Origin of the sequence: Ruegeria atlantica (assembly GCF_013032505.1) — a bacterium.
Lineage (GTDB): Bacteria > Pseudomonadota > Alphaproteobacteria > Rhodobacterales > Rhodobacteraceae > Ruegeria > Ruegeria atlantica_F.
Genome location: NZ_WQCG01000003.1, coordinates 623,453 through 648,679, shown reverse-complemented (window position 1 = coordinate 648,679; position 25,227 = coordinate 623,453). Strand labels below are relative to the sequence as shown.

At 53.9% G+C, this 25,227-nt stretch carries 24 protein-coding genes; 8 read left to right on the top strand and 16 right to left on the bottom strand.

Annotated features, from left to right (window positions below; all coding sequences use genetic code 11):
• Position 1: 1 nt before the first annotated feature.
• Both GOW92_RS14960 and GOW92_RS14955 read right to left on the bottom strand, forming a co-directional pair.
• Positions 2-2,539 carry a hybrid sensor histidine kinase/response regulator gene (locus GOW92_RS14960; protein ID WP_170561384.1) on the bottom strand — a complete coding sequence of 846 codons (2,538 nt, stop codon included), beginning with the start codon at positions 2,537-2,539 and terminating at the stop codon, positions 2-4.
• Between the two features lie 43 nt (positions 2,540-2,582).
• Entirely contained in the window at positions 2,583-3,077 is a 495-nt protein-coding gene (locus tag GOW92_RS14955) for a molybdopterin-dependent oxidoreductase (protein WP_170561383.1), read from the bottom strand.
• 154 nt (positions 3,078-3,231) lie between these two features.
• Here GOW92_RS14955 and GOW92_RS14950 point away from each other — a divergent pair, with 154 nt between their 5' ends.
• On the top strand, positions 3,232-3,849 hold the full coding sequence (locus GOW92_RS14950) for a response regulator (RefSeq protein WP_170561382.1): 618 nt from the start codon (positions 3,232-3,234) through the stop codon (positions 3,847-3,849).
• 595 nt (positions 3,850-4,444) lie between these two features.
• Here the strand turns inward: GOW92_RS14950 and GOW92_RS14945 are convergent.
• The 4 genes from GOW92_RS14945 to GOW92_RS14930 form a co-directional block, all read right to left on the bottom strand.
• On the bottom strand, positions 4,445-5,455 hold the full coding sequence (locus GOW92_RS14945) for a DUF2955 domain-containing protein (RefSeq protein ID WP_170561381.1): 1,011 nt from the start codon (positions 5,453-5,455) through the stop codon (positions 4,445-4,447).
• A complete protein-coding gene (locus GOW92_RS14940) occupies positions 5,445-6,509 on the bottom strand; it encodes an HlyD family secretion protein (RefSeq protein WP_170561380.1) in 1,065 nt (354 codons plus the stop codon). The genes GOW92_RS14945 and GOW92_RS14940 overlap by 11 nt, the downstream gene beginning before the upstream one ends.
• Complete coding sequence (locus GOW92_RS14935; RefSeq protein ID WP_170561379.1) at positions 6,506-7,585, bottom strand: AI-2E family transporter; 1,080 nt, start codon at positions 7,583-7,585, stop codon at positions 6,506-6,508. The genes GOW92_RS14940 and GOW92_RS14935 overlap by 4 nt, the downstream gene beginning before the upstream one ends.
• Before the next feature lie 174 nt (positions 7,586-7,759).
• A complete protein-coding gene (locus GOW92_RS14930; RefSeq protein ID WP_368040289.1) occupies positions 7,760-8,029 on the bottom strand; it encodes a potassium channel family protein in 270 nt (89 codons plus the stop codon).
• 1,088 nt (positions 8,030-9,117) lie between these two features.
• Between GOW92_RS14930 and GOW92_RS14925 the strand changes: the two genes are divergently transcribed.
• The 3 genes from GOW92_RS14925 to GOW92_RS14915 all read left to right on the top strand — a co-directional run bounded on the left by GOW92_RS14925 (position 9,118) and on the right by GOW92_RS14915 (position 12,477).
• Positions 9,118-11,103 carry an AsmA family protein gene (locus tag GOW92_RS14925; RefSeq protein ID WP_368040295.1) on the top strand — a complete coding sequence of 662 codons (1,986 nt, stop codon included), beginning with the start codon at positions 9,118-9,120 and terminating at the stop codon, positions 11,101-11,103.
• A gap of 673 nt (positions 11,104-11,776) precedes the next feature.
• Positions 11,777-12,091 (top strand): ArsR/SmtB family transcription factor, encoded by a 315-nt coding sequence (locus GOW92_RS14920; RefSeq protein WP_170561376.1) that lies wholly within the window; start codon positions 11,777-11,779, stop codon positions 12,089-12,091.
• Entirely contained in the window at positions 12,088-12,477 is a 390-nt protein-coding gene (locus GOW92_RS14915) for a VOC family protein (RefSeq protein WP_170561375.1), read from the top strand. Before GOW92_RS14920 ends, GOW92_RS14915 begins: the two co-directional genes overlap by 4 nt.
• Positions 12,478-12,748: 271 nt before the next feature.
• On the opposite strand, the gene GOW92_RS14910 is transcribed toward GOW92_RS14915, so the two are convergent.
• The 10 genes from GOW92_RS14910 to GOW92_RS14865 form a co-directional block, all read right to left on the bottom strand.
• The gene (locus GOW92_RS14910; protein WP_170561374.1) at positions 12,749-13,441 is read right to left on the bottom strand and encodes a GDSL-type esterase/lipase family protein; all 693 of its coding nucleotides are present in this window, start codon (positions 13,439-13,441) and stop codon (positions 12,749-12,751) included.
• 728 nt (positions 13,442-14,169) lie between these two features.
• Complete coding sequence (gene ureG / locus GOW92_RS14905) at positions 14,170-14,799, bottom strand: urease accessory protein UreG (RefSeq protein ID WP_170561373.1); 630 nt, start codon at positions 14,797-14,799, stop codon at positions 14,170-14,172.
• Entirely contained in the window at positions 14,796-15,449 is a 654-nt protein-coding gene (locus GOW92_RS14900) for an urease accessory protein UreF (protein WP_170561372.1), read from the bottom strand. Before GOW92_RS14900 ends, ureG begins: the two co-directional genes overlap by 4 nt.
• On the bottom strand, positions 15,433-15,885 hold the full coding sequence (ureE, locus tag GOW92_RS14895; RefSeq protein ID WP_170561371.1) for an urease accessory protein UreE: 453 nt from the start codon (positions 15,883-15,885) through the stop codon (positions 15,433-15,435). The genes GOW92_RS14900 and ureE overlap by 17 nt, the downstream gene beginning before the upstream one ends.
• Positions 15,886-15,913: 28 nt before the next feature.
• Positions 15,914-16,138 (bottom strand): DUF1127 domain-containing protein, encoded by a 225-nt coding sequence (locus GOW92_RS14890; protein WP_170561370.1) that lies wholly within the window; start codon positions 16,136-16,138, stop codon positions 15,914-15,916.
• Positions 16,139-16,259: 121 nt separating this feature from the next.
• A complete protein-coding gene (ureC, locus tag GOW92_RS14885; RefSeq protein WP_170561369.1) occupies positions 16,260-17,969 on the bottom strand; it encodes an urease subunit alpha in 1,710 nt (569 codons plus the stop codon).
• Positions 17,969-18,274 (bottom strand): urease subunit beta, encoded by a 306-nt coding sequence (locus tag GOW92_RS14880; RefSeq protein WP_170561368.1) that lies wholly within the window; start codon positions 18,272-18,274, stop codon positions 17,969-17,971. Before GOW92_RS14880 ends, ureC begins: the two co-directional genes overlap by 1 nt.
• A complete protein-coding gene (locus GOW92_RS14875) occupies positions 18,271-18,432 on the bottom strand; it encodes a peptidase M23 (RefSeq protein WP_170561367.1) in 162 nt (53 codons plus the stop codon). The genes GOW92_RS14880 and GOW92_RS14875 overlap by 4 nt, the downstream gene beginning before the upstream one ends.
• 13 nt (positions 18,433-18,445) lie before the next feature.
• Positions 18,446-18,748 carry an urease subunit gamma gene (locus GOW92_RS14870; RefSeq protein ID WP_170561366.1) on the bottom strand — a complete coding sequence of 101 codons (303 nt, stop codon included), beginning with the start codon at positions 18,746-18,748 and terminating at the stop codon, positions 18,446-18,448.
• Position 18,749: 1 nt separating this feature from the next.
• The gene (locus tag GOW92_RS14865; RefSeq protein WP_368040294.1) at positions 18,750-19,487 is read right to left on the bottom strand and encodes an urease accessory protein UreD; all 738 of its coding nucleotides are present in this window, start codon (positions 19,485-19,487) and stop codon (positions 18,750-18,752) included.
• Positions 19,488-19,960: 473 nt separating this feature from the next.
• Between GOW92_RS14865 and urtA the strand changes: the two genes are divergently transcribed.
• Genes urtA through urtD form a run of 4 tightly spaced genes read left to right on the top strand, consistent with a single transcriptional unit; the run spans position 19,961 to position 25,224 of the window.
• A complete protein-coding gene (gene urtA, locus GOW92_RS14860) occupies positions 19,961-21,241 on the top strand; it encodes an urea ABC transporter substrate-binding protein (protein ID WP_170561364.1) in 1,281 nt (426 codons plus the stop codon).
• A gap of 60 nt (positions 21,242-21,301) precedes the next feature.
• Positions 21,302-23,254 (top strand): urea ABC transporter permease subunit UrtB, encoded by a 1,953-nt coding sequence (gene urtB, locus GOW92_RS14855; RefSeq protein ID WP_170561363.1) that lies wholly within the window; start codon positions 21,302-21,304, stop codon positions 23,252-23,254.
• A 3-nt stretch (positions 23,255-23,257) separates the two neighbouring features.
• Positions 23,258-24,487: an urea ABC transporter permease subunit UrtC gene (gene urtC, locus GOW92_RS14850; protein WP_170561362.1), complete on the top strand. Its 1,230-nt coding sequence runs from the start codon at positions 23,258-23,260 to the stop codon at positions 24,485-24,487.
• Positions 24,484-25,224: an urea ABC transporter ATP-binding protein UrtD gene (gene urtD / locus GOW92_RS14845; RefSeq protein WP_170561361.1), complete on the top strand. Its 741-nt coding sequence runs from the start codon at positions 24,484-24,486 to the stop codon at positions 25,222-25,224. The genes urtC and urtD overlap by 4 nt, the downstream gene beginning before the upstream one ends.
• Positions 25,225-25,227: the final 3 nt, after the last annotated feature.

Genomic DNA, 25,227 nt, shown 5'->3' with positions numbered 1-25,227 from the left:
CCTATGGGGTGTTGGTTTGGCGGTTGATGGCCCCATCAAGTACCGATTTGGACTTTGCTGCCTCGGCTTCCAGTGATTCGGCCCAGATCTGCGTTGCCGTAAGATTTCCATCGCGCGCGTCAAGTTCCAGCTTTTCCAAAGCATCGTGTAGTTCAATCTGCCCCAATAGAGACGCCGCGCCCTTGACCCTATGGGCTGCTTCCGCAAAAGCCAGCGTATCGAGAGGGTCGCTCGCTACGCGAAGGTCCGCCGTAAATTCAGCTATCTCGGACAGAAATTTCTCCGCGATATTTGCGACCTTAGCGCTGCCTAACAAGTCGATCATCTCGGAAAGCGCTTCGGGAAAGTGTGCCGTATCCGGTTTGGACAAATGCTTGGAGGTCACTTCCGCAACAATATTTTGCAGAGCCTCTAGCCTGATGGGCTTGGTATGAAAGCGATCCATGCCTGCAGCTACAGATCTTTCACGGTATTCTTCGCGCCCATGGGCTGTTAATCCGACAATATGTGTCCCGGCGTTTATCCCGTTACTGCGGCGTAAGCGTTCGGTCGCTTCAATCCCGTCCATGACTGGCATGCTGATGTCCATCAAGATGATATCGAACACCTCGTCCTTGGCCTTTTGTAGGCAGTCTTCGCCGTTAACAGCTTCGCGTACAGTGTGTCCCATCGTCGTTAGCATGTCGCAAAGGACACTGCGGTTGATGCTGTTATCTTCGACGATAAGGATATTGCAGGAGGGCGCTTGCTTGGCGTTTTGGGCCAGATTGTCACTGTCGTCTCGCGTCTCAGGTTCTGTGCGTCTTAAAGGCAAAGTTAAGATGAACACCGATCCCGCACCTTCGACACTTTTTAGGGACACATCCCCGCCCATCGCCCGCGCGATGCGACGAGAGATGGACAAACCCAAACCATCTCCACGAGCCTGGCGACCTTCGCTATTCGCGAGGGCAATAAAATCCTCAAACACCTGTTCGTGCTGTTCGGCGGGAATTCCGATGCCAGTATCGATCACTTCAAAACGAAGTGAAGAGGTTTCGGGGCCATGAATGCCGCTGACGCGTAAAGTGACTTCTCCATCTTCAGTGAACTTAATTGCATTTCCGATCAAATTGGTAAGTACCTGGCGAATTCTCCCGGAATCACCGTGATATGGCCCTTGCATTGTGGGGTTTATGTCGAGTTTCACAGTCAAATTTTTCTCATTGGCGAGCGGTTCAAACAATTCGACCAACGCTTGCATTAGCTCTGTTAGATCAAAGGCTTCGGAGTTCAGTTGAAGATTACCCGTTTCAATTCGAGTGATATCGAGTGCTTCGTTCACATGTTCCAGCAAAACCTCGCTGGAAGATGTTGCAATGCGGGTATAGCGAGCCTGTTGATCGTTTAGGGGGGTAGTCTTAAGCAGATCAAGCACACCCAGAATACCGTTCAGGGGGGTGCGCATTTCGTGGCTCATCACTGTCATGAATTGTGATTTGGCCTTGTCCGTCCTCTCGGCTCGGTCGCGGGCATCAATCAGCTTCTGCTCGTTGATCTTACGCTCGCTGATGTCACGAATGTAGGCAATGAACTTGGTGTCATCACCATCATGAGTGGTTGTAACGTTTAGTTCGACTGGGAACTCTTCGCCACTTTTGCGCAAAGCGGCAAGCTCGATACGGCCGGCATCAACGACACGAGGCGCGCCCGTTTCTAGGTAACGCTTCATGCCATTGTGGTGCGCATCGCGCATACGCTGTGGGATGAAGGTGTCCTCCATCGTCAACCCAACAATTTCGTCTCGGGTCCAACCAAAAACACGCTCGGCCGAAGCGTTGAATTCGATAATGCGTCCGGAGCTATCTGAAGTTACAATCGCATCTAGTGATGCAGCGACGGTCGATGCAAGTTGCTTTGACGATGCAGATAGAGCCGCGTCCCTGCGAACGGAGCGCTGCAAAAGTCGATCCATGAAGAGTAACAGGAGTGCCATAAGGATCAGTAAACCGACTGCAATTCCCCCGGTTCGAGACAACTGACCGGCCAATTCAGCACGCCGGTCTTCGGAGCGCTCGGCGACTATCCGGACGCCCAGCAATGCAAGCTCTCGAACAACAGGGCGAACGTCACGCACCAAGCGTTTCAGCTCAAGTAGATCAGTTTCGTCCAGTGGCTCGGACGAATCCAAAATTGCAACGGCATCGTCTCCAAAGACCTCGATTTGCTCAATCAATTCAGCCGCTTCGCTACTGTCACCATAAATTTCGCGGGCCCGTCCAGAATTGACAACGTTCAAACGACTTAAGGCAATGTCTGCACGCAACTGTAATTGGTCAGAGAAGCCTGTCTGTGCAGCAATTTGCTCGGTTAGAACGGCGTCGAGGTTCGCAAACTCGATGTCAAGCTGCGAAATGCTCCACTGAATGTTGTCTTCATCAGCGCTCGACAAGTCGCGTACCTGTGTTAACAAGTTCGAGACCATTGTTGCGAACAAGATGATCAACAGGCAGATGCCTGCCAATACCAAGAGACGGTATCGGTTCAACTCTGGCTTCAATTGCAACCTCCTGCTTGAGGTCACCGTAAGCACACTCAGCGTGTTAATCTACGACTTTCAAATGCTTAAGCTGCCATATGCTGAACGTGTAGATCGTTTCAGCCCGGTATTTGGGATCCTGATCGTATGGGAAAACAACCCAATACGGCCCCTTGTCCCTAACAGACATCGTCTCGCCATCCATGCGAGTGGCGATGATCGGAGCGTCGTTTTCAAGTTCCGCAAGTGGCATCGTGACCTTGTAATCATTTAAGGCCACCATCTCGATACTGGTGCCGTCTGTGTTCAATTCGGTAAGCAGGGCTTTTAGCGGCACCCCCGAGAAAGTAACTTTATCATCTGTCCAGATCGTTGAGGTGCTGAATGTCACCTGGTCCATTGCGTCAAGATCTTGAAGGCTGAATTCGACGGTTTCGGAGTTAGAGCCTGATGTTGTTACTTCCAACGTCATCTCTGCCCGAGCTGTGGCCTGAGTGACTAAACTCAGCAATAGCATGAACAGCACGACGTAAATCCGCGAGTAGTGTTTTTGTGCCATTGAATAGACTCCGGGTCAGGTAAACTGGGTTATAACTATTGATCCCCCACGGTCATCAGATCATTGGCATAGGCAACTATACCAAAGTATAGTTCTGTCATGTTTTGGCCTGATTTTTGGTTGTGAATGCGTTCAGCGTAAGGACACTGTGGACATGCCTAATATCCTCTTAGCTGACGACCATGATCTGGTCCGCGACACAATCGCGGCCTATCTGGAAACCGTAGACGACTTCAAAGTCCAAACCGCTGCCAATTTGGAAGAAGCGTTGGAATTGATGCGCGGTCTGGATTCCATCGATCTGCTGATCCTCGACTATCACATGCCGGGAATGGACGGCCTGAATGGCCTCAGTCGCGCCCGTCAAGCCTTTCCTGCGACTAAGGTTGCACTGATGTCAGGTGTCGCTAACCGGGAGGTTGCCAACAAGGCAATGGAGAACGGTGCAAACGGGTTTATTCCCAAGTCTTTGAAAGCCGTGTCGCTGGTCAACGCCATCAAGTTTGTACTGTCAGGCGAACGGTATTTTCCCTTTGATTTCGGACAGGCAGATGAGCCAGTGGAGTCATCTGGCTTTTTTGCCACCCTGTCCAGCCGGGAGATGCAGACGCTGGAACAGCTCTGCATCGGCCTTTCCAACAAGGAAATTGCCCGAAATCTGGGAATTCAAGAGGTTACGGTAAAGCTGCATGTAAAAAACGTGCTGGCAAAACTGGGCGTTTCCAATCGAACGCAAGCCGCGCTACTGGCGAAAGAAAAGCAGTTGTTCTAAACGGCGGAACAAATGTCACAACAGGTTTTATCGTTTCTGTTTCAAGCCTTCGTTTAGACGCGTGGCAAAATCCTCATCCTGCCAGAATAGTCCTGTGTCGTGCGCTAAGTCTAAATAACTTTCGAGCTTTGACTCGACGATCACTGAAGCGGTCAGCAGCGTCAGTTAAGAGGGACGCTCGGATTGAATGGCAGACCTTTGAGTAGCAAATGGTAAAGTTTGTGCGAAAGAGAAAACCAGATTCGGCGCAATCAATGATTTAGCTGCCGCCAAATGGAAAAGTTATGTGTCGCCCGACATTTCCTGTAAGGCGACACATAGTTCTGCCACCAGCGACAGAACCTTGCCATTTTCGCCTCATTTCCTTCATCCAGTACCTAGACCGATTTCATTGATTCTGACTTCCTTTTGGGAAAATCAGGGCTGATTTGCAGATCAGACGCCGAAGGCGCCTTTTCCTGCTGATCGCGTCACATAACACCCGTTCAACGAAGTTCGCGGTTTGTTTTGGCGCTGCAATTCGTGTGTTGGTTGCGAAATTCGGTCAAACTGGGAACTCTGCTGGTTTCAGCGCCAAGCTTTGTCGCGACTATATTCATTGAGATGTCTGGCGCTCTTTTTCCGGCCAGAATTCATCCACCACGACATATGCGATGATTACAAAGAAGGCGGCGCTGGCAACTTGCAAAACTCGAGTGATGCTTTTGACGTCAGCCTCGTCTGAAAACGGTGCAACCGATCCGCCGTATACAATCAGTGCCGTTGTAATAGCGGAGCCGGCGGCGGCGGCGAGCGGAACTTGAGATTTCCCAAGTGCTCCGAGTGTTAGGCAAAAGAAAAAACACAGCAGAATGGGAGTGAGAATAACCGGAGCTATTACGTTTATCTCATAACAAATGATGGATACTGCCGCCCCGAGAAGGTTTGCCGTCAGCATTGCTTTTGCCACAGCTTTGCCCGCGGCAGGCATCGCCGCGAGTTGCTGGCTCAGCAGGGCGACAAAAAACAGAACCAATAATGCGGATGCGCCGGAAATAAAGAACGCCATGGCAAACGGAACTGTGACAAGCGACATCCTGACTATGCGGCGATGTGGGTCGAAGTCTGGCGACGTTGCTGCTTTCTGCTGAGCGGCCGTCTGAGGTTCAGCGGGTATCAACACGAACATCAGCGTCGATACGAAGCCTGCAAACAGCAGGTTCAACGGTATCCAGTACACAAGCACCAAGGCCAGATCCTGTGATTGCAGAACCAAGTTAGGGATCATCAGTGCACCCATCAGGGCAATGACACCGGGTAAAACCCCGGCGCCTGAAACCGACCACATGAATGACAGGATTATTCCAATGGCCACCAGAATAAGGAAAACAAGAGGATATGGTGAGAAGATTGACGACACCAGGAACGAAATGAACATCAATCCAATCGAGAAAACAAACAGCTTAGCAAATGCTGCCAGAGGCAACGCGGCGGGCGCCTGCAAAAACAGTGCGGTGAACACCGCCCCAACAACGGCGAGTGGCCAGCCAAGAAACAAGCCCAAGGAAAAGACGCCGGTAACACCCACTGCAAGCCGGGCGACAGAGCGTTGGTCCTCAGTACGCATAGGACAGTATTGAAACCACGCGGATGTAGGTGCGGCCTACCAGGTTCAGCAACGAGTTATCACTTAGATACATGATCACATCGGCCTGCCCGTTCAACTGAAAGCGAAGATCATCTTCGGCACTTCCAGCTTCATAGCCTGGTAGTACGATCCTGACTGGGAACCTTTCCGGCTCTCGCAAGAAACCTTTGGTACTGGGCGGACTCGCCAGTTGCCCGGGCTCGTCACCGCCACTTAGGGAAACGGCCGCGCTAAAGCTCTCAATGACGCCAGGAACAATCTGACCGGGATGCATATCCAACACCACATCAACCGGAGACCCTACCGAAGCTCTTCCTAGGTTGTTCTCTGTAAAATACGCCTCGATCCATACGTCAGTTGCATCCAGAAACGTCAAAAGATCCTGGCCGGATCGCGCATACGTTCCGGGGGCAATCAGCAGATTAGAGATCACACCTGTCGCCGGAGCACGTAGTTCAGTCCATTCAAGGTTCAGTTCCGCATCTGCCAAAGCTGCCAACGCGCGTTGGATTTTCGGGTTTTCAATCCCATCTTCGCCAAGCCTCTGCTTTGCTTTTTCCAGATCCGCTTTTGCATTCTCATAGTTTGCCTCGGACTCTGCCAATTGCCCTCGTGCGTCATCAGCCTTTGAGACGGCAATCAGCCCTTTCTTTTCGAGCGCAAATACCCGTTCCGTCTGAATGCGCATCGTATCCAGATCGCTTTGCGCCCTTGCGAGTTTGGCTTGTGCCGCTCTCACCTCTGCTGAAGATGCACCCACTTCTTGAGTGGCTGCTTCGAGATCAGCTTCCGCCTTGTCGCGCTGAATCTCGTAGGGTCGGGCGTCGATCCGGACAAGGACATCTCCTGCCGAGACAACCTCACCGTTTTCGACCAAAACTTCAGTCACAGTGCCAGTCACCTGCGGGACGATCTGGGTCGCCACGGCTTTTACTCTGGCGTTCCCGGTAAATGGCGTTTTCCGATCAGCGACCAGGTACCAGACAAGGAAAATCAGAATGACAGCCAAGGTTGTCCATATTGTCTTCCTCATTTCGCCGCACCTTCAGCAGTGCCCTCGGCTTCGGGCGAGCTATCAATCCAAACTTTGAATAGCTCATAGAAAACAGCGAAGAGAACCGGCCCCATAAAGACGCCGATCAAACCGTATGCCATCATACCTCCGAGAACACCGATGAGGATGACCAACATGGGAGTCTCAAGGCCTTTTGAAATGAACACGGGTCTTAGGAAACTGTCCATTATCATGACGGGAACGGCCAATATGGTGAAGATCAAAGCAGTTCCACCGGACATGGAACTCCAAGCGTAGATAATTACCGGAATTAGAACCAATCCGGGCCCGATTTGGATAATTGAGAGTATCAGGCAGATAAATGCCAGAGTGGCGGCCGAAGAAATCCCAAACAAAGCCAACAGTATCCAAACGAAGACCGCCTGAATGGCTGCTACGCCGATCACGCCTTTTGTCACGTTCCGGATCGTTGCGCCTGCCAGTGTTACGAATTCACCGCCGCGTGGTGCGAAGACACGGTTAGCAAAGCGCTGAAGACCCTGAACCAAACTTGGCCCGGGGCTGAACAAAGCCCCCATAATCAGTACGGACAGAGCTAAGCCAAGCAACCCTATTCCGATGCCCAGCACCTTTCCGAAGAGCGATTTGGTGATCTCAAGGATTTGCGTGCCGTATTTTGCAAGCGCGCCGTCAAGATTGCGCTCGAACATTCCCCAGACATCGGCAATTTTGTCTCCCACCAAGGGCAATTCCTTGAGGCCCTCGGGCGCAGGTGGGACTTTCAACTCACCCTTGTCCGCTTGTTCCGCGAATTCAGACCCAAGTTCTGCGGCACCAGATACCGCGGTAGCGACTGGCCCGAGGGTCAGAACAAGGCCCAGCAAAACCAAGATCGTCGTGGCGAGTTTTTTCCGCCCTCCCAGCTTGGACTGAAGCCAATCAAATGCCGGGTAAAGCGCCACACAGAGGATCGTTGCCCAGATAACCACGCTCGCAAGCGGGGCCACCATGACTAGGGCGCTGTAGAGGAATAGTCCGAGAAAGAGCAATCGTATTGCCAGATCGACAATCTTCGCGTCTTGTGTCTTTTCCATTCCATCCCTCCGTGTTTTTTTGAATGTTACACTCAAAAAACCTAATATGTATATTTTTTTAAATTTAGTGGTCATCTATCAGCTTGAAGACACAAATGAATCCGGGCCATGGCTTGAGATGCCCAGTCAAATCAATGCCTGGGCATGAATTCGGTTTGGCCAAATTGGGATAATCTATTTGTCGGTTTTTTTGTCGTCTTGGGACAAGATTGTATCTGCAACTGTGGTCGCCGCGGTCACAAAGACACCGAGACCTACAATGATGTATACCATTGTGAAAATCTTTCCTGCTGCGGTTTCAGGTGAGAAGTCACCAAACCCCACGGTCGAAATTGTCACGACAGAAAAGTAGATTGAGTCGAGCCAACTCCAACCTTCGACAAAGTGGTAAAAGACCGAGGCCCATAAAATCATTCCAACTGTGAAGGCAAGAATGCCTTTCACTCTACCGTCCTTGAAAGCGACGCCAATCCCACGTGTTATTCTGGTTAGTGAATTCATCATGCCCTCATCGTTTGATGAATTCACACATAGCAGTAATTAAATAAATATGGAAAATCGGAGGAACTTGGCAGCCTGTCAATTGAAGCTCACGTCGTGCCGCCATGTTCAAAGCTCATGCAGCGTATCCATTTTGGCTAGTAAAACTCTCTTCGCGCCAACTGTTAGAAATCAGGGCGTGCAACACTAGCCGAACGTTTGTCATTTACCCGCTTCTTAGCGGTTCGACTAAACAGGCGAGAATATCAGCTATATGGTCAAGATCATTCAGACTTCAGATCATTTGCCGACCATATATTCCATTAACTTAATGATTAAATGGTCTAGGCTGCCCATTGGATGAATCGGAATTTTAGGAGAAGACGGTGCGATACGTTGCAAAAGGTATTTTGATTTGTTGCGCTGTCGCGTTTGTCGCTGTGTTTGCAGCTTGGCTTTTCCTGTCTTCTGCGTTGTTTTCCTCGGTCAGGACTGCTTTCGTCGAAAACCTGATCTCCAAGAAACTTGGCCAGGAGGTTAGAATTGAAGATGAAGTGCGTCTGGGTATTGGCCGGCAATTGCAGGTGTCAGCGGCAGGGCTGGAATTACCCGGTTCTCCGAATGCTGATGTGAAACTTGCAGTAATCGATGAGATCGAGTTTGAAGTTTCCGCGCGCGACCTTTGGAACAGTAAACTGTCACTGAGTGGTCTTTCACTCTCAGGTGTTCATCTGAACCTAATCACAGACAAAGACGGCTTCGGTAACTGGCAGTCCATTGCCCAAACGGAAGCCGAAGCCGGGAAACCTGCAAATTCCCCGACGTCGCTGTTAGCCGGAATTCTAACGGACCGCAAAATTGATCTGACTGATATCGCCATTCTTTATCAGAACGATTTAAACGGGCTTGAGTTGGACCTTCAGCTTCCTGAACTGCTCTTAAAGCGTGATACGGAAACCGATGTTGCGACGGCAGTCGGGGCCGGTTCGCTGAACGGAGAGAGGTTTGATCTGAACGCGACATTCCCCACCGAGGACCCGTTTCGGTTGGCGGTGAACTTCGAACAGATTTCGATTATCGCCGAGGAAGTCCCTCAAGAGAACGGTCTGCAAGTGGCAACGACCGTAGAGATTGCCGAACTTGGCCAGCTTCTCGATATCCTGAAGCTGCGCCGCGTTTTGGAAGGTACAGGGATTATTGGCGCAACATTCACATCAGTCGACGGCGTAGCACGGATTGATGACCTATCTGTATTGGCGAAATTAGATGGCGGGCAAAGCCTTTCGTTGACGGGGCAGATCGGGGAACTGGGAAATCCGGAAGACGTATCGTTGACAACCCGCATTCAGTTGTACCCTGAAGATGCTGAACCAGCCCCTGCTGCATCGCGTTATGATCTTAAACTTATCGCGGTCGACATGGTTATCGACAGCGTGCCTGGGCAGGTGCCGCAGCGACAAATGGTCATAAAGACCAACGGTTTCACGTTGGACACGTCCGGCGAAGGCCCGCCCCCGATTAAGTTCTCCGAGCTTTCCAGAACGCCAGAAGGCGCCTTAAAAGTCGGAAACATCAACCTTAGAATTGGGAACCCAGCCGATCCGTTTATCATTTTGAACGGTTCGGTCGATGACGCGCTTCAGTTGCAAGGCATATCAGCAGAAGGCCTAATGGATATACCGGCAAGCAGTTTGATCTCGCCAGAATTGTTGGGACCAGACGACCAGCTTGGCAGGTTTTCCGGTGACTTCCATTTGAACGGCGACATCAATCAGCTTTCGCTGACAAATTTGGATGGAAAGACAAGCGATACGGAGGTCTGGAACCTTGAGGTGCATGGCACTGTTGAGAATGTACTCAAATTCGAGGACCTGGATTTGGCAATTGATGTCGCAGTCCCATCCGGGGCGGACCTTTTGGAGGCACTATCGCTTGAACGTGTGGAAACCGGGCAGGCTCGTCTTGAAATCAACCTTGTTAGCGAAGGCACTGATTGGAACGCGAGTGCCAATGTTGAGGTCGCTGACTCTATCTTGCAGATTATGGCCGATCTTGATGATGCAACAAGCGACCCGGTGCTGAAGGGTTCCATTGAGAGTGACCTGATTAAGATAGATCAGATCCGAACTATCGTTCAGGCTGCCGCACAATTGCGGAAAATAGGCGGCCTAGAGCCGGAAGAGAAAGAAACTAAACAAGAAGACGAGAGCGGCCAAGGTGCATTAAGAGATGTAACGCTCAAACCTATCGGGCGCTCAATTCTCTTGTCCGGTATGGATATGGATGTCGACGTTGACCTTCGGCACATCGAAGGAGCCCAGGGCATCAGCAGTTTGCAGAGCGAACTGACGCTCAACGAAAATGAGCTTAAGGCCGGGCCTTTGAAGTTTGAATATGGAGGTGCTCATTTCGACGTCAGCGGGCAGTTGGATCTTTCGAACGACGCGCATCTACTCACGTTGACCGGCAACGCGGGCGGTTGGCAGCTGGATGATATTCTTCACAACCTGAACTTCAAAAAGGGTGCGAGCGGTACGATCTATGCAGATTTTTCGGTGACCGGCGGAACCGATTCACCGAAGCATTTTGCAAACAGCATGAACGGCAATGCTACTGTTTCAATGCGTGATGGCTCGATCGAGACGCAGCTTTTGGATCTGGCAGGGCTAGGGGTGCTACCTTGGGTGTTTACCAAAGAGAAGCAAAAGGTTGCTCCAATCGTATGTTTGCGTGCGCCGATTAGTATCTCAAATGGAAGTATTTCGACGAAACAAACCACATTGGAGACAGACCATGTCCAAGTTGTCGTCTTTGGCGGTGTTGATGTGGCGGGCAAGGTTTTGGACCTAAATCTGCAGCCCCGTAAGATTGGCGAACCTCTCTCGAAGAGCCCCTGGCCCGTGACCTTGAAGGGCCCACTAGCAAAGCCGAAGATCAAGGTTAAAGACGGTCCAAAACGACTGAAACGATCGGATGGTGCGGACAAAATGCCAGCAAAAAGAAAACTTTGCGTTCCGGACATTTTACAACTGCAATAGTGGCAGAGGCAGTCGAAAAAAGAACAGTATTAATGTTCAAAAAGAATGACATCGTTTTGTGGAAGCGATTTTTGCCTTGGATTTTCTCTCGATACATTCCGCACTTTAGACGAATGGAAACTCTCGTGGAGTTCAGCCGACACGATGGAAAACCTTTGCGACTCAAATGGAAAAACGTGTGCACTATTGAAATGGCAGTCAAAGCGAAATCAATGGCTTAGTTGTGCGTGAGAGGCAAAATCATTTAACGCCCAACATTCCTGTTGAACGTCACACGAACCTGACCCAACCGTCATAGTTGGACCATATAGCGAAGCCGCCTGTTCCTGGGGATTTGCCACATGGCGAATGCGGGAGAGGGGCAAGGCAATGGTATTCGACAGGGGGGGCGCCCAGGCACAGCCGAGGACACGGCCCTGTCCAATAAGGTTGTCCGGGGGGGAAGGCAGCGCCTTCGCCCTGACGGCCAGTGGTGATTGGCTTTTCCAACTGCCGCTGGCTCACAACTGGGTCGATGGCCGATAGCCTCACCACATCCAGTAAGTACAGCCCAAAACCGCCATGCTGTCACGCCGCCGCTTACAGCCGCATCGAGATCTTAGTGACGAATGCTGCAAGTTTTACAAACGGCAGGTTCAATTTGACATGCAACATTATTGTTGCATAAAGAGACATGAGCGTTCAATTCGACCCCCAACTAAGTATTCTCTTCAGCGCCCTTGGTGACACAACGCGGTTGTTAATTCTTGATGAGCTGAGAAAGCGTGACGACCAGACGCTTTTCGAGCTCTGCGCAAGGTTATTCGAAGAGCATTCAATCACACTATCCCGACAAGGCATCACTAGGCACCTGATTACGCTAGAGCAGGCCGGTTTAATCACCACTGCTTGGCGCGGCCGCACCAAGATCCACTCGCTGGCAGCAGCGCCAATTGTGAATGCGATCAATCCCTGGGTGGAACTATTTTCTCAAGGAGATATGAAATGAAAATGTACATGAAGAGCATAGCAGTTGACGATCAGTCTAAGGCTCTCGATTTCTATACCAGTAAACTCGGGTTCGTTGTGAAGCACGATATCCCTTTGGGCGAACATCGTTGGCTGACCTTGGTTTCGAAGGAGGAAACCGAAGGCGTGGAATTGGGGTTAGAGCCTAACGCACATCCAGCAACGCGCGCCTATCAGGAAGCGCTCATGGCCGACGGTATTCCTGTTTCGGCATTCAGAGTCGATGATATTGAGGCTGAGTTTACCAAACTTGAAGCAGTAGGCGTTGAATTCACACAACCTCCTGTTAAAGCCGGGGGCGCGACGATGGCTGTTTTTGACGACACCTGTGGAAATCTCATTCAGCTGGTCCAGTTGCATGTTTGATCGCCGAAACAGAAATTTTGCCAAATTCATGAGGTCTGGATTCATCGAGACGAATAATTGGCTGCTAACTTCGCAAGACCGCAATTGCAAAGTCTAGGTTTGAATGGCTGGTTCGGGCTGCGGCCCGCTGCTGACGCGATTTGTAATGAATGTCGCCACCGAACCCCAATTCAGACACGCAAACTCGAGCCAACTTTCGGGCAAATAGCGAAGCATGGGACACTAAGGATTCGTTGAGAGTTGACCGGATTATCTGTGTGCGCCTGCGCTTCTAAGTCTCAAGCAAGCCGCGGACAACATTGGCGATTTCTTTGGCTATAGGCTTTAGCGCCTCGGGGTCGAAATGTATGCCATCAATCGCTCCTGGACCGACTACCTGATTGATGTCAAAGCACTCCGCACCGAACGCGTTAGCAACTGTCGGATAGGTCTCGCGAATTCGTTTAAGGGCAGCTCGGCTGTGAACCGGGTCAAACATAGGTTCCAACCACGTGCCACCAACCTCGCCCATTTCTGGCGGTATGAGGACAAGAGTAGATGGGGCTTTGCCATTGGGGCCAAAACTCGATTTAGAAACAACTTCCAAAAGGCGGCTCAGACCGCGCGCGATCTCGTCGCCATTAACGTTAAAGCGGGTCTTCGCGTCATTCGATCCCAGGAGGATTATGACAAGATCAAGCGCCATGTTTGATTTGAGCGCTACAGGCAGTTGAGCCAGGCCACTCATGTCGCCTAAAACAGGGTCGTCGAATACTGTTGTTCGCCCATTCAATCCGTTTTCGACAACATGGTACGATGAACCAAGCTCAGCTTGCATTTGCCGGGTCCATCGCTCTGCGAAGCCGTAACGGATCAGGTTTGCACCGCCACGCGGATCGAACCCCCAGGTCAATGAGTCTCCGAAACACAAAACCGTCTTCGGGTCGGTTGTAGGCTGACCCTGCGTCTCCTTTAATACCATCATTCGCCCCAGATTGGATTGAACAACTATAGCCGATAGGACGATGAGGCCTCAATCATTGCAAAAAGCGTAGGTGGGCACGGAGCACTTTCGCTTCGGGGCACTTTTCGGCCCCACCCTTCAAAATCACACATTACTTTGTGCCCTCTACTCTGGATATTTGAAATCTGTGTGTGAACGTCCAATTCGGGCAATGCCGCCAGCATTGCCAGTTAGGGTACGGCAGAAGCTTGAACGCAAAACAACCTATTTGCAGGCTGACGAACTTTTAGCACGTTCGTTAGCTAGGAACGTCCGCTGGTGCCAAGATTGTAATTCCTACTCGACCCGCCACTGCCATGATCGCCGGAATGTCTGGTGGTCCATCTGGCGCCGAAATATCGGCCGTGCCGTCAGGCATCGCTTGAGGGTGGACACGTAAAAACGCGTGGCGCGAGAAGAGTGGCGGCTTTATCCTTAAACTGCTGGCAAAAATGCTCCAGCTTAACGTCCGCTTGGGGCTGCGATCAGCTGCTTGTGTAAGACGCAACCAGCAGGGTCACGGCGTGCAAAACTACATTCTACCACTGAGTAAATCCGACACCGACTGACTGTCATTGGTCATCCATAAATCTGCCAACCATCCTGTTGCTCTTTTCGTTGTGCATTTCCCAATAACTCTTTGTGATCTGGCCGGGCGCTCCGGAACTAATTTTTTGGCCATCGATGACTTGGCCACTTCGTCTCCGGGATTAACTCGCTTTCGAAACCTCTAAACCTCCCCCTCTCACAAGCAGATCCACAATTGCGTCGACCCCGCTTCTGTGACGAAGTGACGAGAACAAGAAGGGTCGTCCTTTGCGCATTTTTTTCGCATCACGTTCCATAACCTCCAACGAAGCGCCAACATGCGGCGCAAGGTCGGTCTTGTTGATTACAAGGATGTCCGATTTCGTAATCGCGGGTCCGCCTTTCCTGGGGATTTCCTCGCCTGCGGCGACATCGATCACGTAGATGGTCATATCCGCCAATTCCGGGCTGAATGTGGCCGATAGATTGTCGCCACCGCTTTCAATCAACACCACGTCGAGGTCGGGATGACGTGTCTGCATTTCGGCGACAGCCGCCAAATTGATTGAGGCGTCTTCGCGAATTGCTGTATGCGGGCAGCCACCGGTTTCGACGCCGATGATCCTATCCTGCGGCAGTATCTGCATGCGCATCAGCGCTTCGGCATCCTCCTGTGTATAAATGTCATTGGTAATAACACCCACTGAGCAGACATCGCGCAGCGCTTCGGACAAAGCGGCTGTCAAAGTGGTTTTTCCGGCTCCTACAGGACCTCCGATACCCACGCGAAGCGGTCCGTTCATATTCGTCATGTGCGGAAGATCCTTGAATATTGTGTTTCGTGCTTCATCGATGCGATGTCCGACAGAAACGCGGTTAAACTCAGCTGATCCAAATCAGCCTCTTGGGCGCTCAGGGCAATCCGCTCGCACAATGGCGTTAGGTTACGGATTAGCCTTTGCGCATCAGTCTGGCCCAAGGGTACAAGGCGCGTTGCGCAGGCAACAAGATTACTGGCGAACGCCTGAAGAAACATCTTAGTCGTCAACAAAATGGGAAGGTTCTGCAAGCTGGCTGCTTGGCCTATGCTGACAGGGTAGGAGAATTGGCTCAGATCCAATTCCCAGACATCTCCCGTGACGGTTCCAAAGGCCTGACCCAGCAACTTGGTTTCCATGAGCCTTTCGGATGACGCACAAAAAGCCCGAGCGATAACATCGACGTTGGTCAGTTCATCTTTACCCTGCGCACTGTATGCCGCCACAACGAACACAGCATCATTCCATCCGGATCCGTGTTCCAGCACGTCCGAAATCCATGCTTCGGTGTCTTGTGAACTTGTGACAGCTCCCTCGTCAATTGCAGCCTCCAACCCGTGAGAATAGGCGAACCCCCCTACAGGATATGCAGGGGACAACCATTGGGTCAGCGTCAGGATATCGGCGTCAGTGGGTATGGCCATGGGTCCTGCCGTGGCCATAGGCTCCGCCTTCTGGGGTGAACGGTTCGCGCACCTCTCGCACCGTGGCGCCAATCTTGAGCAGCATGTCTCGGATAACGTGATCGACTTGGATCAACAGGCGATCCTTTTCGATCTGACAAGGCGTATGGCGATTGCCGATATGCCATGCAATGCGCGTCAGGTCTGGGGCGGTGACCTCCAGCAACGCCTCGGGTGCAGCTTGTATTTCCACTTCGCGACCATCGTCCAAAACCAAGGCGCCGCCGTGGTTCAACGAAGTCGTTTGCGCCAGATCGATGAGAATCTGTTCGCCACTTTCGCAGGTCAGAACCTTGCGACGCAAAAAACGGTCATCATAGGTTAGCGACAGGCAGTCTGCCGGATCGCTGTGTGTGTGATCCGAGTACTTACGTGCAGTACAGAGCAGGGCGGTCATACCGTCACCTCCTCTGCAGCGGGAATGGTCAGAGCCAGATTGAGTCCGAAAATACCCGATGCACGATCCGTTCGCGTGTCAGGCCGCGCTTTTTCAACTCTTCGTCGCTGAGCGATTGCAGGAATTCGACTTGCCGGACGCGTGATTGAGCTTCGGCCACGCTGATCAGGGCCGAGTAAACTGATGACCCGATTGATGCGATCAAACCGGACAACGAAAAGCGTGCGTGTGTTTGTGCTGTTGAGTGTGCCATTTGGACCCTCGTAAATGTTGGTCCTCCCATTGGATTTAATATTTGTCATAGTGGCCTCACTTAGAAGAGCGTGTTTGGTCATTCCTGCCTTGCACGAGTCGCAACGCAGCACATTTTTTGATCAGAACAAAAAGTATCGTTGCGCCATTGGCAGCGTTTCGGCAGGTTGGCAGCTTAGCAGTTCGCCATCTGCCCGAACCTCGTAGGTTTCCGGGTCAACCTCGACTTGCGGCGTCGCGTTGTTCAGCAGAAGATCCTGCTTGCCGATCTCTCGCGTGTTCTGGACGGCGACGGTCTGTTTTGCCAATCCCAGTGTATCACCGATCCCATCCGCATAGGCGGCCTGCGAGACAAATGTGATCGCCGAGTTTTCCACCGACCGTCCGTAAGCGCCAAACATGGGGCGACTATAAACGGGCTGCGGTGTAGGGATCGAAGCGTTGGGGTCGCCCATCTGTGCACAAGCAATCGTACCGCCCAGCAACACCATCTCGGGCTTCACTCCGAAAAAGGCTGGGTTCCACAAGACTAAGTCGGCGCGCTTACCTTCTTCGATGCTACCGATTTCATGGCTGAGGCCGTGGGCAATGGCTGGGTTAATGGTGTATTTCGCGATGTAGCGGCGGACGCGGAAGTTGTCGTTCTCACCGGTTTCCTCGGGCAGGCGACCGCGTTGTGTTTTCATTTTGTCAGCGGTTTGCCAGGCGCGGATCAGAACTTCTCCTACGCGCCCCATGGCCTGGCTGTCAGACGCGATGATGCTGAAGGCGCCCATGTCATGCAAGATGTCCTCGGCTGCGATGGTCTCGCGCCGGATGCGGCTTTCGGCAAAGGCCACATCCTCGGGGATGGACTTGTCGAGGTGATGACAGACCATCAGCATGTCCAGATGCTCTTCGACCGTGTTCACAGTGAAAGGCCGCGTCGGGTTGGTCGAGGACGGCAATACATGGTTCTCGCCGCAGATCTTGATGATATCTGGGGCGTGGCCACCACCTGCACCCTCGGTGTGGAAGGCGTGGATTGTACGGCCTTTCATGGCCGCCACAGTGTTTTCGACAAAGCCGGATTCGTTCAGCGTGTCCGTGTGAATCATCACCTGCACATCCATCGCGTCGGCCACCGACAGGCAGCAATCGATGGCGGCAGGAGTTGTGCCCCAATCCTCGTGCAGCTTCAGCGCGCAGGCACCGGCTTTGACCTGCTCTTCGAGCGCGGCAGGCAGCGAAGCGTTGCCCTTACCCGCAAAGGCCAGATTCATCGGGAAAGCATCCGCCGCCTGCAACATCCGCCCGATATGCCACGGACCGGGGGTGCAAGTGGTCGCCAGAGTGCCATGTGCCGGCCCGGTGCCACCGCCAAGCATGGTCGTAAGGCCAGAATGCAGCGCATCTTCAATCTGTTGCGGGCAGATGAAATGAATATGACTGTCGAACCCACCTGCCGTCAGGATACGACCCTCGCCAGCAATGGCCTCGGTTCCGGGTCCGATGATGATGTCGACACCGGGTTGTGTATCGGGGTTTCCCGCCTTGCCGATCTTTGCGATCCGCCCGTCTTTCAGGCCAACGTCAGCCTTGTAGATGCCCGAGTGATCAACGATCAGAGCATTGGTGATGACTGTATCCACAGCGCCTTCGGCACGCGTGGTCTGAGATTGCCCCATCCCGTCGCGGATTACCTTTCCACCACCAAACTTGACCTCTTCGCCATAACTGGTCAGATCACGTTCGACCTCGATCACAAGATCGGTATCGGCCAACCGCAGCTTATCCCCGGTGGTAGGGCCGAACATCGCCGCATAGTCTGAGCGCTTGATTGTTGCTGGCATCAGAGTGACCCCATGACCTTTTGATTGAAGCCGTAGACCCTGCGCGCACCGCTGATCGGGATCAGCGAAACTTCGCGGGCCTGCCCTGGTTCGAACCGCACAGCGGTGCCTGGCGCAATGTCCAGACGCAGGCCATGCGCAGCAGCGCGGTCGAAGTCGAGCGCGGGGTTGGTTTCGGCGAAATGGTAGTGTGAGCCGACCTGAACCGGGCGGTCGCCGGTATTGGCGACCATCAAAGTGATCGCATCAGTGTCGGCGTTCAGGGTGATTTCACCATCAGCTGGGAACAGCTCCCCGGGGATCATTTGTTCAGCTTTGTGATCAGCGCGAGAGCAGCCAGCGCAACAACCGCCAGCCCAACGCCCATCGCGGCGTAATCTGTGCCGTGCGCGTGGATATGCGTTCCGTTGTGGGCTGCTGCGGGGCCAGCGAAGATCAGGGCGGGGAAAAGCATGCGGGTCATTTTGGTTTCCTTTTCAGCGAATGGGATTGTGGACGGTCACCAGCTTGGTGCCATCTGGAAAGGTGGCTTCGACCTGAACCTCGTGGATCATTTCAGGCACACCCTCCATACATTGGTCGCGGGTGATCACTTCAGCCCCGGCCTGCATCATGTCAGCAACTGAACGTCCATCGCGCGCACCCTCGACCACGGCGTCGGTGATCAGGGCGATCGCCTCTGGGTGGTTCAGCTTGACTCCGCGTGATAGCCGCTTTCGGGCGACCTCGGCGGCCATGGCGACCAGAAGTTTGTCTTTTTCACGAGGTGTCAGATTCATGTCAGAGCATCCAGCATCGGGGTAATGTGTCTTTGTTCAACCGGCGCAAAATCGGCATCAATGTGCGGCGAAGAGCCAAGCTGTTGTCGGCCAGAATACGGATAGCCAGAAGGCCGTCTTGGATTAGTGTCGCCCCTGCGTCCTCGGGCAGCATTTTGCGAATGGAATCCAGATGACCTTCGGCCGACTCCGAAGCAAAGACGATCAGCGCCATCGCTCCTGCGCCGTTTGCAATATGCGGCTTGGACAGATGCTTGTGCCAATCACCAGAAAACCGGATCGCGTCAAGGAACACCGTCTTTCCTTGGCGTTGTATCTCGATCCGATCGTTTAGGCGGATATCAGTAAGCGTCTCGCCCATAGCGATGCGCCCGAATATGAGAGGCTCTACCATCAGCATCTCGGCATCCTGCGCGATCTCGATTTTCAGGCGTCGGTTCAGCGCACTGCCATTGAACAGAATGGTCTCTTGCGGCAACCAGTTCAGCCGGGCTTCAGTCTCAACAGTCAGATGATTGGTAACCTGGCCACATTCTTGCGGCTTGGCCTTGTAGGCACGCTCGCAGGCTTGTGTTGTCAAAGTCAGCGCGGTTCCTTTCGCCGCCTTGCCGGAAAATCGAAATGAATCGCCCCCGGTTATGCCGCCGGCCGTGTTTAGGAGAACCGCGTCAAGATCAGGTGTATTGGTTCTGGGGAACAGGCACTTAAAAGACCCGGACTGGCGAAACTTGTTCAGCACCGTCCTGGAGCCCAATTGCTTGGTGCTCAAGCTGACGGCGCCTGCAGCACGCGGTGGAACAGCACTGTGCGTGGGCAATATGGCTGTAACTTGGGTAATAGGGCACCTTTAGAGCTTGGTTCGGTGGCACCTGTTTCTCTGTTGAAGGGGCGGAACACTAATCTACAGTGTCGAAATCTGCTTATTTCGACATCGCGCGTCTAAATTTTAGACAGCGACCCCGGTCTTGGATGAAAAAATAGGCGCATCTCGCCGATTTCCCAAATTGGGTTAATGGTAAGTTGCCAAGCTTGCTGCGATGCAGAAACCGTATGGGTGCCACCGCGGAAACGACCCGGGGGTGTGTGACGGCTGCGCGAATTGGACCTCGAACACAACCGCCACACGGAACGCAACAACAGTTGCGGGGATCAGGTAGAAGAAGAGTGTGCCTTTGCGCAAGCCCTCTCTCCCGGCCCCGCCAGGAGGATTACATGAAATCGCTCAAATCCACGCTCGCCGGATCACTTGTATTTGCTGCCGTGGCCACCGCCGCACTGTCGGCTGAAGACACGATCAAGGTTGGCGTGCTGCATTCGCTGTCCGGCACGATGGCGATCTCGGAAACCACGCTGAAAGACACGATGCTGATGCTGATCGATCAGCAAAACGCGAAGGGCGGCCTGCTGGGTAAGCAGCTTGAGGCGGTTGTGGTCGACCCCGCATCCGACTGGCCGCTATTTGCTGAAAAAGCGCGCGAGTTGCTGACCGTGCATGAGGTGGACGTGATCTTTGGCAACTGGACCTCGGTTAGCCGGAAATCGGTGCTGCCGGTCATCGAAGAGCTGAACGGCCTGCTGTTCTACCCGGTTCAGTATGAGGGCGAGGAGTCCTCGAAAAACGTATTCTACACCGGCGCCGCGCCGAACCAACAGGCAATCCCTGCGACAGACTATTTTCTGGAGGAACTGGGGGTCGAGAAATTTGCTCTGCTCGGCACGGACTATGTCTACCCCAGAACCACCAACAACATTCTGGAAAGCTATCTGGAGCAGAACGGCATCGCGGATGACGATATCTTCGTCAATTACACGCCTTTCGGCCATTCCGACTGGTCCAAGATCGTGGCTGACGTAGTCGCGCTGGGCGCGGATGGCAAGAAAGTCGGTGTGATCTCGACCATTAACGGTGACGCCAATATCGGTTTCTACAAGGAACTGGCCGCCGCTGGCGTTTCGGCGGACGATATTCCGGTCGTAGCCTTCTCGGTCGGCGAGGAAGAACTGTCCGGTTTGGACACCACCAACCTCGTCGGTCACCTTGCCGCTTGGAACTACTTCCAGTCGGCGGATACCGAAGCCAACGCGGAATTCGTGGACACCTGGAAAGCCACCATGGGCGACGAGCGCGTGACAAATGACCCGATGGAGGCGCATTACATCGGCTTCAATATGTGGGTGAACGCCGCGACTGAGGCCGGTTCGACCGAGGTCGACGATGTGCGCGCTGCGATGTACGGGCAGGAATTCCCGAACCTGACCGGTGGGACTGCGGTCATGCTGCCGAACCACCATCTGGCCAAGCCGGTTCTGATCGGTGAGATTCAGGAAGACGGTCAGTTCGATATCATCAGCGAAACTGATGTTGTGCCGGGCGATGCCTGGACTGACTTCCTGCCGGAATCGGCGGTTCTGAAATCGGATTGGAAAGATCTGGGTTGCGGTATGTACAACACCGAGACCGAGACCTGTGTTCAGACCCTGTCGAACTACTAAAATCCTTTGGCACGGCGGGAACACTGCCCGCCTTGCCCCAAGACACTCGGGTTTCGCCAAATGTTACGACTACTCCTCGCGGGTCTCGCAATCCTGTGCGCCTGCCTGACTGCCAACGCGCAAGAGACTGGCCTGCAGCCGATCCTGCAAGAGCATCAGGAGATCATCGCCAAAAGCTCGCGCAAGACAATCGGGCCTGCGATTGATGCGATCGCAAGCAGCGGGTTGCCACAGGCACAGGTGATGCTTGAGACATGGGCCGCCAAGAATGTGTGGATGCGCAAATCCGATGGCCTGTTCTTTGCGGGTCAGAAGGCCGAGGGGCGGTCATACGAGCTGACCGATTTCGATACTGGCGAGGTCGTCGGCACGTTTGAAAAATCCGACCTGAAACAGTTGAAACCCAATAGCGGTGTACGCGCGATGATCGGCACCGCTCTGGTACAGTTCCAACTGACCGACCCCAGCCGCGCGAAACGGCTGGCGGCGCTGCGGTCAATTCAGCGCGACCCCGAGGGCGCTTTGCTGGACCCGTTGCGCGCCTCGATCCCGGATGAACCCGATGCTGATCTGAAGGCACAGAAACAGCGGTTGGAGAGGCTGCTGACCATCGGCCATGACGCCGACACGGCGGCCCGTGTGGCTGCGATTGAAGAAATGTCCGGTGATCTGGGTGTGGACATGCGTGCAGCCCTGAACCCGCTGGTCGTGACGAAACGGCAGGCGGCTGAGGTGCTGCCTGACGATGCGAACGTGGCTGTGGTTCTGGAACCCGGATCGGACGCGCTGCCAAAGGATGTAGCCTATGACCTGCTGGTGGCGCGTGACTTTGCTGCGCCCCAAGTGTCGCCCGAGGATATCCGCGCTGCACTGGCCGAGAATATCGAAGGAGGCCGCGTCGGCGGCATCCCCGTTGCGCAACTGAACACCGACACCGCCCGCGCGCAGGCTTATGCCGCGCTGGCGGCCGCCGGTACTGTTCCGGCGCTGGTGACGCAGGCGGATGTCGACGCCGCGCTGGATGCGCATGTGTTCTTTGAAACCTATGCTGAGCCTTCCCCCGAAGTCACCGCCGCCGCTGCAAAGGCTCTGGAGGCCATCGAACTGAAGGTGGGATTGAACCAGACGCTTGACCTGACGCTGGACGCGATCTCTCTGGCGTCGATCTATTTCCTGGCGGCTATTGGCCTCGCCATCACCTTCGGCGTCATGGGGGTGATCAACATGGCACATGGCGAGTTCATCATGATGGGCGCCTATACCGGCTACGTGGTGCAGCAGTTCATCCCCGACCATACGCTGTCGATCATCGTCGCCATCCCGATGGCTTTTGCGGTCACCTTCGCCATGGGCGTCGCGATGGAGCGGCTAGTAATCCGCTGGCTCTATGCCCGGCCGCTTGAAACGCTGCTTGCGACGTTTGGTATCTCAATTGCCCTGCAGCAACTGGCCAAAAACGTCTTTGGTACGCAGGCTCGTCCGCTGACCGCGCCCGGCTGGCTGGACGGGGCTTGGGTGCTGAACGATGTGGTCTCGATCAGTTATATCCGCATCGCGATCTTTGTGCTGGCGATGATCTTTCTGGGGCTGTTCCTTTACATTATGAAACGCACACGGCTGGGGCTTGAAATGCGCGCGGTCACGCAGAACCCGCGCATGGCCGGGTCGATGGGGATCAATCCGGGGCGGGTGAACATGCTGACCTTCGGGCTGGGCTCGGGCATCGCCGGGATTGCGGGTGTCGCCATCGGCCTCTTTGCCAAGGTCACATCAGATTTGGGCAACGATTATATCGTACAAAGCTTCATGACCGTCGTTGTCGGCGGTGTTGGCAACATCTGGGGCGCGCTGGCAGGTGCCGGAATGATCGGCTTCCTGCAGAAAGGGATCGAGTGGATGAACCCATCGAACACCCTCGCGGCGCAAACCTACATGATCATCTTCATCATCATTTTCATCCAGTTCCGGCCAAGGGGCATCATCGCCCTCAAGGGCCGCGCGGCAGGGGATTGAGCCATGGAACGCAGCTTTATCTCCAAGAACCCATCCGTGCTGGTCTTTCTTGCCATCCTGTCCCTTTTCACCCTGAGCGTGACGATCCTGTCCGAGGGATTCGGGGTCGGTGTGATCTCGACCAGCTTCGTCAAAACGCTAGGCAAAACCCTGTGCCTGTGCCTGATCGCAGTGGCGATGGATCTGGTCTGGGGCTTCACTGGCATCCTGTCGTTGGGTCACTTCGCCTTCTTCGGGCTGGGGGGCTACATGATCGGCATGTGGCTGATGTACGAACGCACCCGTCTGATCGTGGTCGACTCGCTGGCACAGGCCGAAATTCCACCGACTTCAGCCGAGGTAGTGGACGCCATCGCAACACAAGTCTTTGGCGTTGTCGGATCGTCGGAATTTCCGTTGATCTGGGCGTTTTCCCACAGCCTGACCCTGCAGCTTGTTCTGGTTGTGTTGGTCCCCGGTTTGCTGGCGCTGATCTTTGGATGGTTGGCTTTCCGGAGCCGTGTAACCGGTGTGTATCTGTCGATCCTGACGCAGGCCATGACTCTGGCGCTGGCCCTGTACCTGTTCCAGAACGACAGTGGCTTGCGTGGCAATAACGGGCTGTCCGGCTTGCAGAACCTGCCAGGTGTCACCACCTCACAGGACGTCGTGTCGATCTGGTTCCTATGGGCTTCGGCACTGGCGCTGGGTCTGGGCTATATGCTGGCCGCATGGATTGTTTCAGGCAAGTTCGGCTCGGTCATCCGCGGCATTCGCGATAACGAGGCACGAGTGCGCTTCCTTGGCTACTCGGTCGAGGTCTACAAGCTTGCCGTCTTCACCCTGACTGCTTGCATCGCGGCCATTGCCGGCGCGCTTTACTATCCGCAAGCCGGCATCATCAACCCCGAGGAGATGGCTCCAATCGCTTCGATTTATTTGGCCGTCTGGGTCGCAATCGGTGGACGAGGTCGCTTGTACGGCGCGGTAATTGGTGCAGCTTTTGTCAGCCTTCTGAGCACGTGGTTCACGGGCGGGCAGGCCCCGGATATTTCGCTTGGGTTTTACACGATCAAATGGGTCGACTGGTGGCAGGTGCTACTGGGCGTAACTTTCGTGTTGGTTACGCTGTTCGCCCCGCAGGGCATCGGAGGATTGTTCGACTTGTGGACCGACCGCCGCCACCCGGACAGGCATGGGGCAAATCTGGGACCAGATGACGGCGCCCTGCGAGAGAAGGAGGCCATGGAATGAACACGTTGCTTGAGGTTAGCGGTGTTTCGGTCACTTTCGACGGTTTCCGAGCTATCAACAACTTATCGTTCCAGATCGGCGAGGTCGAACTTCGTGCAGTGATCGGCCCGAACGGGGCAGGGAAAACCACGTTCATGGACATCATCACAGGTAAAACCCGGCCCGATGAAGGGCGTGTCATCTGGGGAGAGAAATCCCTATCTTTGTTGGGACTTTCCGAAGCAAAAATTGCGCAGGCTGGGATCGGGCGGAAGTTTCAGAAACCAACGGTTTTCGAAGACCAGACCGTGCACGAAAATCTGCTGATGGCACTTCAGAACAAACGTGGCTGGCTTCACGTGCTTTTCTATCGAACCTCCACTGACGATTTGCAGAAAGTTGAAGAACTGGCCGTCGAAATCGGTCTGCATCAAGACCTAAGCCGCAAGGCTGGTGAACTGAGCCACGGTCAAAAACAATGGCTGGAAATTGGCATGCTGCTGGCCCAGGAACCACGACTCTTGCTGGTGGACGAACCTGCCGCCGGCATGACACCGCAGGAGCGCGAACACACCACCGACTTGCTGTTACAAGCCGCCAGAACCCGCGCCGTTGTCGTGGTGGAACACGATATGGAATTTGTTCGGCGCCTGAATTGCAAAGTCACGGTTTTACACGAAGGGTCCGTCTTGGCTGAAGGGAGCCTTGATCACGTGACATCTAACCAGGACGTCATCGACGTATACTTAGGGCGCTAAACA

Coding starts and splice junctions, on each gene's coding strand:
- urtA (WP_170561364.1), top strand. CDS start 19,961: ATGAAATCGCTCAAATCCACGCTCGCCGGATCACTTGTATTTGCTGCC.
- GOW92_RS14915 (WP_170561375.1), top strand. CDS start 12,088: ATGAAAATGTACATGAAGAGCATAGCAGTTGACGATCAGTCTAAGGCT.
- GOW92_RS14900 (WP_170561372.1), bottom strand. CDS start 15,449: ATGGCCATACCCACTGACGCCGATATCCTGACGCTGACCCAATGGTTG.
- urtC (WP_170561362.1), top strand. CDS start 23,258: ATGGAACGCAGCTTTATCTCCAAGAACCCATCCGTGCTGGTCTTTCTT.
- GOW92_RS14910 (WP_170561374.1), bottom strand. CDS start 13,441: ATGATGGTATTAAAGGAGACGCAGGGTCAGCCTACAACCGACCCGAAG.
- GOW92_RS14935 (WP_170561379.1), bottom strand. CDS start 7,585: ATGGAAAAGACACAAGACGCGAAGATTGTCGATCTGGCAATACGATTG.
- GOW92_RS14940 (WP_170561380.1), bottom strand. CDS start 6,509: ATGAGGAAGACAATATGGACAACCTTGGCTGTCATTCTGATTTTCCTT.
- GOW92_RS14950 (WP_170561382.1), top strand. CDS start 3,232: ATGCCTAATATCCTCTTAGCTGACGACCATGATCTGGTCCGCGACACA.
- urtD (WP_170561361.1), top strand. CDS start 24,484: ATGAACACGTTGCTTGAGGTTAGCGGTGTTTCGGTCACTTTCGACGGT.
- GOW92_RS14880 (WP_170561368.1), bottom strand. CDS start 18,274: ATGATCCCCGGGGAGCTGTTCCCAGCTGATGGTGAAATCACCCTGAAC.
- ureG (WP_170561373.1), bottom strand. CDS start 14,799: ATGACGAATATGAACGGACCGCTTCGCGTGGGTATCGGAGGTCCTGTA.
- GOW92_RS14955 (WP_170561383.1), bottom strand. CDS start 3,077: ATGGCACAAAAACACTACTCGCGGATTTACGTCGTGCTGTTCATGCTA.
- GOW92_RS14875 (WP_170561367.1), bottom strand. CDS start 18,432: ATGACCCGCATGCTTTTCCCCGCCCTGATCTTCGCTGGCCCCGCAGCA.
- GOW92_RS14945 (WP_170561381.1), bottom strand. CDS start 5,455: ATGCGTACTGAGGACCAACGCTCTGTCGCCCGGCTTGCAGTGGGTGTT.
- ureE (WP_170561371.1), bottom strand. CDS start 15,885: ATGACCGCCCTGCTCTGTACTGCACGTAAGTACTCGGATCACACACAC.
- GOW92_RS14890 (WP_170561370.1), bottom strand. CDS start 16,138: ATGGCACACTCAACAGCACAAACACACGCACGCTTTTCGTTGTCCGGT.
- ureC (WP_170561369.1), bottom strand. CDS start 17,969: ATGCCAGCAACAATCAAGCGCTCAGACTATGCGGCGATGTTCGGCCCT.
- urtB (WP_170561363.1), top strand. CDS start 21,302: ATGTTACGACTACTCCTCGCGGGTCTCGCAATCCTGTGCGCCTGCCTG.
- GOW92_RS14870 (WP_170561366.1), bottom strand. CDS start 18,748: ATGAATCTGACACCTCGTGAAAAAGACAAACTTCTGGTCGCCATGGCC.
- GOW92_RS14920 (WP_170561376.1), top strand. CDS start 11,777: ATGAGCGTTCAATTCGACCCCCAACTAAGTATTCTCTTCAGCGCCCTT.